We start from the raw sequence: 5,858 nt of genomic DNA, 5'->3' as shown, positions 1-5,858 counted from the left end.
TACTACGTTTGAGTGCGGGAAACAGGACTTGAACCTGCACGACCTTGCGGCCACTAGGCCCTCAACCTAGCGCGTCTGCCAATTCCGCCATTCCCGCGTCTGCCAAGCTATCTGCGAAGTCTAAGTCTTTTGCTCCCATCGTCAAGCGACGATCAAACTGGCCGCTACAGATTCGCGCAACGAAGTCCGGTCCTGCTTCGCGGGATAGTCGGCCGGGCAACCCCTTTTATCGGTCTCGTCGGCAAGCACGCCCTTGCAATCTCGCTCGGGAGTCACCAGCAAAACGGCCCGCAAGTTCACCGAATTGTGCAGGGCCCACCCGACGTGCGGCGAATCCGACCAAGCAGTACCAGGGCAAGAACGCCCACTAGGGCCAGCCCTAGGGTGCTGGGTTCTGGCACGATGAGAAGCCCGGTCGCGCGGATGAGGAGGCTACTCTGATAGGTTTGCAACAGGGTCCCATTCACGTCCAGGCGGAATACTTCGTTTCCCGCGCTGACAAAATAGTTCTGCAGGACAGGACTGTACAAAACGTCCCAGGTCGACGTCAGGCTGCTGTCAAAGTTTTTGACGTTGGCCAGGGTGCCCAGGAAAACGCCTGCGCTGCTGTACTCTTGAATCAAGGTATCGTCGGTGTTGGCAAAGACCAGGACTCCCTGTGGGCCGATGGTCATGTTCGAGGCCCTGTTCAAGTTCGTCGTGTCTTGAAACAACAGGCTGTTCGTGGGCGGGCTTTGCGTCAGGTCGAATTGGTGGACTCGATCCTGAAAGATCTCCTCGTCGTACAACGAATCGCCGTTGATGGCCATCGCGCGGATGTTTCCCGACTGGGGCGAGGTGAACGTGCTGACCTCGGTGCCCGTCGCTCCGTCGTACTGATAGATCACGCGCGACTCGTCGCCGGCGACGTACAGGTCGCCATTGTAAAACTGGATCTGGCCCGGTCCGTCGCCGCCGATCGACGCCGTAAAGTTCGTCGGCACCAGCACGCTGCTACCGGGATTGGGCACGAGCTTGACGACGTTCAAGCCGCCGCCATTCAACGATGAATAAAGATTCCCCGCCGAATCCATGGCCAGGTTGCGAGGCTCGTCGAGCAAGTGATACTGCGCGTACAGCGAGGACGCTCCAGAGCCCAAATCGAATTTGATAACGTTGTTAGTACCCTGTCCATTGACCAGCAGGTATTCGTCCGCGATACAACGATTGTCCGCAGGCAGAATCGACAGCCCTCCAAGCACGATCACACGCACGAACAATAAACGACTCATGGCTCTCGCTCTCCATCTCGCAATAACGTGGCAGATTCAGCAGAAGATCACTACGTCAACGAAAAAACGCGCACCGGTCTCGACGCCTGGCGGCGAGACAAGGGGCACGTTTTTTGAGTGATATTCAGTAGCGATCTATGGGAGAACTGAGAAGTGCCGCCGGCCGGCACCTGCCCCTGCGATGGAAAGGATCACCCGCCACGACCCATGAGAATTAAAATTGTAGTTGCCCGGCTGCATGCCTTCAACCGCTCGAACCTGATCGCCCAGGGTGATTCCCCGGCCCGCACGGATTGGCACCCGAACCGGTGCTGGTCAGGTGGCAAGTCATCGCGAACGTTGTAAACGATGGAACTCGCAGAATTGCGCTAAAATGATCCCGCCGAACATCTCTTGCCTGGCTCGCGTACCGGCGATTACACGGGAAGCGAACGCCCCCACCGACGTGACAACGTGGCCGTAGCTGCCAAGAATACAGGAATGGCGGCATCGCCCCGACGGGCCTCGCCGCACGAGCGCTTGGTAAATCGTGGAGGACGCCCGAAATGCGTGGAGTGGATTGGCCGACTGAGGCAGTGCGGGTGGCGAACTACGTCACGCGGCAAATCGTCGACATGCAGCGTGGCGCGTTGCTATGGCATCACGGCATCATCGTCGCCTTTGGCAATGACGATTATCAATCGGACGAGAAGTCGCAAGGCGTCGTGCAACTGTTGACGCAGCTTGTCGACATACCGGCTTGGAAGATCGATCGACTGGGATTCGCGACCAACGAAGAAGAAGATGCCGGCTATACCTGGGTGCTGCTGCTGGATCCGGCGCGCTCCGACGACGTAGTGGGTCTTGTCGAGAGTCTCGACGAAGCGATTTGGGCAGCCTGGCATCTAGCCAACGGTCAAAAGCACACCAACGGCACGGGTCAAAACCGCCGCTTCGCCCAGGAATCGATCCTGCGAAAGTTAGGTCCGCCCGGCCCGCTGGCCGCGAAGAAGGCCTGAAGCGTCCCAGAGATTCAAGCCCGAATCCGCAACGCGCTTAGGCCAGCAATGGGCCCGAGATTATTCTAACGGGCCATGTAACCGAAAGTTGTTCGATGGTCCTCCGGCCGTGATGGTCACGTCAAGCGAATCCCCCAGAGATTGGTCACGGTCCGCGCCATCAAGCAGGTGATTTCGCTGGCTGCCGCAGTTTGCGGAGCGCACTATGGGGGCGTTATCATGCCAGCACATGCCAAGCCCCGCGTCCCCGAAAACAATGCATTTGTGTGAATGATGCCGCGACAAACTCGAATGATCGTGCTCTTCGGTTGCCTTCTCGCCGGGCCCGCGTCAGCGGCGCACGCCGCGGTGCCGGCGCTACCGACAACGGTGCAGGCCGGCGAACTGGGCCGGCGGGTGAACCCCTTCATTGGCACCGGTGGAATTACCTATCTGTGCGGAAACAACTTTCCCGGCGCCACGGTCCCGTTCGGCATGGTCCGACTGAGCCCGGATACGGTCTCGCCCACGGGAAGAAAAGCGGCGAACAGCTCGGGCTATTACTACGGAGACGAGAAGCTTCTTGGCTTTAGTCACACAAGATTGAGCGGCACGGGCGCTACCGACGGCGGCAATTTTCTTATCGTGCCGAGCATCACACCGTTCGCGAGCACGGACAAACATTTGGGACTTAATGCGGTTTACTCGCACGACAAAGAAGCCGCGTTTCCAGGCTACTATGCGGTCGAATTGCCCCATCCCGGGATTGTTGCCGAGTTGACGGCGACCTGCCGCGTGGGCTTGCATCGCTACACATTTTCGGATGGGCAGACGCCCCACCTACAAATCCACGTGACGAGCGTGCTGGGAAAAGGGCGGAGTAGCGAGGGCGAAGTTCGCGTGTTGGCCGCGGCGCACGAAGTCGAGGGCGCGGTGCGGACCTTCGGTACTTTCTCCGGCCGCCATGGTGGTGGCAAAGTCTATTTCGTCGCGCGCTCGAGCCGACCATTCGCCGCCTTCGCAACCTGGAAAGGAGACGCCCTGTCGCCCAACCAGGCCGAGGCTTCCGGGGACGAAGTCGGTGTCGATCTGACGCTCGAGAACAACCACGCGCAACCATCCGTCGAATTAAAAGTCGCGATTTCGTATGTAAGCATCAAAAACGCCCGCGCGAATCTGGAGGCCGAGGCAGCCGATCAAGGCTTCGATCAGGTTTTGGAAAAGGCAAAGCAACTGTGGGAAGAGAAACTCGCGCTCGCCCGCGTCGAAGGAGGCACAAAAAAGCAGCAAACCATCTTTTACAGCGGAATCTATCACTCGTTCTTGATGCCCACCGTCTTCAACGACGCCAACGGCGAATACCTGGGCTTTGACGGTCAAGTCCATCAGGCATCCGGATTCACGTATTACACAGACATGTCGTTGTGGGACACCTTTCGCACCACTCACCCGCTGTACACGCTGATTGCTCCGCGCGAGCAGCGAGACATGGTCGTATCGCTGGTCGACATGGCCAAGCAAGGAGGATATTTGCCACGCTGGCCGTCTGGCAGCGGCTATTCGAATTCGATGTTTGGCACGCCGGCCGATATCGTGATCGCAGACACATACCTCAAAGGCATTCGCGACTTCGACATCGAAGCCGCCTATCAGGCGATGCGCAAAACGGCCCTGGGGCCGACACCGCCAGGCGCGGCGTTTTCTGGCCGCAAGGGCATCGAAGATTATCTGAAATACGAATACTGCCCCGCTGACCTGATGTCGCAGGCTGTGTCACGAACGCTCGAGTATTGTTATGCGGACCATGCCATCGCGCGATTGGCCGAGGCACTCGGACACCGCGACGACGCGCAATTGTTCGACAAGCACGCCCAATACTATCGCAAACTGTGGAACCCTGAGACGCAATACTTTCAACCGCGCGACTCGCAGGGTCGCTTCGTCGCGGAATTTCGTCCGCTGTTGCTAACCTACGCCGACGCCGGCAAGAAATATACCGACGACTACGTCGAAGGAAACGCCTTGCAATGGCGGTGGGCCGTGACGTTCGACCCGGCCGGCCTAATCGCGCTCTTCAAGAGCCGCGAGTATTTCGTCGACGAACTGGACGAGTTCTTTGCCAAGTCCGAACCCGAGGTGGGCGTTCGTCCCAATTCCTATTACTGGCACGGCAATCAACCAGACATCTACGCCGCTTATCTGTTCAACGCGGCGGATCGACCGGATCTGACCCAAAAATGGGTACGCTGGATCCTAGAGAAGAAATATGGCGAGGCCGAAAACGGCCTCGACGGCAACGACGACGGCGGAACTCTGTCAGCGTGGTACGTGCTTAGCTCGCTAGGGCTGTATCCCACGGCCGGTTCGGACCGCTATGAAATGGCGAGCCCGCTGTGGGAACGTGCCGAAGTTCAGCTCGGCGACCGCCACCTCTCGATCGTGGCTGAATACTTTGCCACCGATCATCCCTACGTGCAGAAAGTTTGGATCAACGGCACGGCTGTTGATCGCACTTGGATAAAGCACAGCGAAATCGCGTCAGGCGGACAGTTGCGCTTCGAAATGGGGGCGCACCCCGTTCCCCGCTAAAAAGCCACCACGTTTGCGATGCGAGGAGATTCGTAGGAACCATTGAAGAGGAGGGCAAGCGATGCGTGAACTTCGCCAATCATGGTGGGTGATCGTAGGGGTAACGGCTCTAACGCTCTGCGGCCGCGAAGGCGTGCAAGCTCAGGGCGAGGCACAACGCGACGGGCAAATTGGTTCCAAGGAACTGGCCGCGCTCTTGGAAACGGCCCGTGACGAACTGGAAACGGCCGATCTTTCTGAAAAGGAAATCGAACTGCGGCTGAAAATCGTGGAAAGTGTCGCCACGGTTAAGGCGTACTTTCCTCATGCCTATCGCGGCCGCCCGGAGTATCGCAACCCCAAGTTTTGGGTGCAGAACGACGAGGGTTCTTTCGTCCCACGCCGCAGTCCCACCGCATCGATCCGCGATCTCTGGCGCACTGAGAGCGGCGTCCGCTGCCATAAACTTTCGACGCTCGTCATGCTGAAGGGCTTGATCGACACGGCTGACGCGAAGAAGCTTGCCGAACTGGACGAACTGCTGCGCGACAAGGTGATTCCTAACGATTTACCCGACGAAGGTGTCGGCACGCTCTTCGAACAGCCCGATCCCGAAGAGGGTGACGTTTTCCAGGCCGAAGAGTTCCTACCGGGCGACGAGGTGTGGTTCGACAACCCGTACTTCGATCAACTGTCTGCCGAGTTGCAAAGCCGATTCCATGGCCAGGAGGGCCATCACGTATTCTATGTCGGCGGCGGCCAGGTTATGGACATGTACAGTCGAGAGGCCATTCCCATCGAGGATTTTCGAGACTCCTTCTTGCACTGGGGAAGTGTGACGATCGTGGCCGAAGAAGAAGACCTGGAACCCACGGCCGACGAATTTCAAATCAAGTCGGTCCGCCGCGTGATCGTAGAATGATGGCTGCGTCGTCCGGAAGCCGCTGACTTTCCAACAGCGCAGACTGCGTGCTGGTCAACGGACGACGCGACTCTATCGATCGCGCGTCACCGAAAGCCCCAACTCCTCAGCTTAAATGGC

General features: G+C 58.5%; 4 protein-coding genes and 1 tRNA gene. 3 read left to right on the top strand and 2 right to left on the bottom strand.

What is annotated here, in order from left to right; all coding sequences use genetic code 11:
• Nucleotides 1-13: 13 nt before the first annotated feature.
• A tRNA-Leu gene (locus VGG64_07700) sits at nt 14-97 on the bottom strand.
• Nucleotides 98-296: 199 nt separating this feature from the next.
• On the bottom strand, nt 297-1,271 hold the full coding sequence (locus tag VGG64_07695; GenBank protein ID HEY1599469.1) for a PEP-CTERM sorting domain-containing protein: 975 nt from the start codon (nt 1,269-1,271) through the stop codon (nt 297-299).
• 545 nt (nt 1,272-1,816) lie between these two features.
• Here VGG64_07695 and VGG64_07690 point away from each other — a divergent pair.
• The 3 genes from VGG64_07690 (at nt 1,817) to VGG64_07680 (ending at nt 5,738) form a co-directional block, all read left to right on the top strand.
• Nucleotides 1,817-2,269: a hypothetical protein gene (locus tag VGG64_07690; GenBank protein ID HEY1599468.1), complete on the top strand. Its 453-nt coding sequence runs from the start codon at nt 1,817-1,819 to the stop codon at nt 2,267-2,269.
• A 273-nt stretch (nt 2,270-2,542) separates the two neighbouring features.
• The gene (locus VGG64_07685; protein ID HEY1599467.1) at nt 2,543-4,837 is read left to right on the top strand and encodes a GH92 family glycosyl hydrolase; all 2,295 of its coding nucleotides are present in this window, start codon (nt 2,543-2,545) and stop codon (nt 4,835-4,837) included.
• 61 nt (nt 4,838-4,898) lie between these two features.
• Nucleotides 4,899-5,738: a hypothetical protein gene (locus tag VGG64_07680; protein HEY1599466.1), complete on the top strand. Its 840-nt coding sequence runs from the start codon at nt 4,899-4,901 to the stop codon at nt 5,736-5,738.
• Nucleotides 5,739-5,858: the final 120 nt, after the last annotated feature.

Source organism: Pirellulales bacterium, assembly GCA_036490175.1.
Taxonomy (GTDB): Bacteria; Planctomycetota; Planctomycetia; order Pirellulales; family JACPPG01; genus JACPPG01.
This window is presented reverse-complemented; position numbering and strand designations above follow the sequence as displayed.